The 1,608-nt window shown below is 70.7% G+C and carries 1 protein-coding gene; it reads right to left on the bottom strand.

What is annotated here, in order from left to right; all coding sequences use genetic code 11:
- On the bottom strand, window positions 1-1,608 hold a 1,608-nt coding region (locus ABT130_RS47560), incomplete at its 3' end, for a type I polyketide synthase (RefSeq protein WP_350966496.1).

The following is a 1,608-nucleotide window of genomic DNA, read 5'->3' on the forward strand; positions in this document are numbered from 1 at the left end:
CTCCACCCAGTAATCCGGCGAGCACAACTGCTCGTCGGTGGCCGCCTGCCCGGTCACCGTGGACACCACCGGAATCTGCGGCGGGCCGTAGGACAACGTCCGGGCCAGGGCACGGAAGTCCTCCAGCATCGGATCCATCAACGGCGAATGGAACGCGTGCGACACCCGCAACCGCTTCGTCCTGATTCCCCGAGACTCCAACTCGGCGGCGACGGCCAGGACCGGCTCCTCCACCCCGGCGATCACCACCGAGGCCGGACCGTTCACCGCCGCGACCGACACCTCGCCCTCACGCCCGGCCAGCAGGGCGGCGACCTCCTCCTCGGAAGCCCGCACCGACACCATCGCCCCACCCGCCGGGAGCGCCTGCATCAACCGCGCCCGACCCGCCACCAGCACACACGCATCGCTCAGCGACAACACCCCGGCCACATGCGCAGCGGTGATCTCCCCGATCGAATGCCCGGCCAGCACATCCGGCCGCACCCCCCACGAGGACACCAGCCGGAACAACGCCGTCTCCACCGCGAACAGAGCCGGCTGCGCCCACCCCGTCCGATCCAGCAACCCCGCCAACTCGCTGCCCGGCTCGGCGAACAACACCTCCCGCAGCGAACGACCCACCCGCTCGACCGCCCCACCATCCAGTTGCCCGGCCGGCTCCAGCAGCGGGTCCAGCTCCGCGATCACCTCGTCCAACGCCTGCGCGAACACCGGGAACCGGTCATACAGCTCCCGGCCCATCCCCGCCCGCTGGCTGCCCTGACCGGTGAACAGGAACGCCAGCTTGGCCACTCCCCGCACCGAACCGGTCACCACACCGGCGGCCGGCGCACCCTCGGCCACCGCGGCCAGGCCCCGCACCAACTCCGCACGCTCAGCACCCACCACCACCGCCCGATACTCGAACGCCGACCGCGTCGTGGCCAGCGACACCCCCACCTCGGCCAACCTCAGACCAGGCGAACCCTCCACATGCGACAGCAACCGGGCCGCCTGCGCCCGCAACGCCACCTCACTCCGCCCCGACACCACCCACGAAACAACCCCGTCATCAGACCCGCCATCAGCCCCGGCCCCCACGTCCTCCCCCCCGGGAGGCTGCTCAATGATCACGTGCGCATTGGTGCCGCTGATCCCGAACGACGACACCGCAGCCCGGCGCGACCGCTCCACCTGAGGCCACGACCGTGCCCGGGTCACCAGCTCGACCGCGCCCTCGCTCCAGTCCACATGCGAGGACGGCTCGTCCACATGCAACGTGCGCGGCACCACACCCTCGCGCATCGCCATGACCATCTTGATGATCCCGGCCACACCGGCGGCCGTCTGGGTGTGGCCGATGTTCGACTTGATCGACCCGAGCAGCAACGGCTCCGCGGCATCGCGGCCCTGTCCGTAGGTGGACATCAAAGCCCGCGCCTCGATCGGATCACCCAACCGGGTTCCGGTGCCGTGCGCCTCGACCACATCGACATCCGACGCCGACAGACCCGCCCCGGCCAGCGCCTGACGGATCACCCGCTGCTGCGACGGACCGTTCGGCGCCGTCAACCCGTTCGACGCACCATCCTGGTTCACCGCCGAACCCCGCACCACCGCCAGCAC

Source organism: Streptosporangium sp. NPDC001681 (assembly GCF_040298085.1).
GTDB lineage: Bacteria > Actinomycetota > Actinomycetes > Streptosporangiales > Streptosporangiaceae > Streptosporangium.